General features: G+C 67.7%; 1 protein-coding gene. It reads right to left on the reverse strand.

What is annotated here, in order from left to right; translation table 11 throughout:
• Nucleotides 1-248 (reverse strand): transposase (locus WFM69_RS19400; protein WP_337007480.1); only part of this gene is annotated, 248 nt, incomplete at both ends.

The following is a 248-nucleotide window of genomic DNA, read 5'->3' on the forward strand; positions in this document are numbered from 1 at the left end:
TCGCGACGAGCACGACCGCGTTGATCACCCGGCCGCCCTCACGAACCTTCATCGTCAACGCGTCCGCCGCGACAAACGTGAACGGCCCCGCGTCACCCAGCGGGCGGTGCCGGAACTGGTCGACGTGCTCGTCGAGGTCAGCGGCCATCCGTGACACCTGTGACTTCGAGAGGGAGTGGATCCCGAGGGTCTTCACGAGCTTGTCCATCCGGCGGGTGGAGACCCCGGCGAGGTAGCAGTCCGCGACG

Source organism: Microbacterium sp. LB12 (assembly GCF_037150835.1).
Lineage (GTDB): Bacteria > Actinomycetota > Actinomycetes > Actinomycetales > Microbacteriaceae > Microbacterium.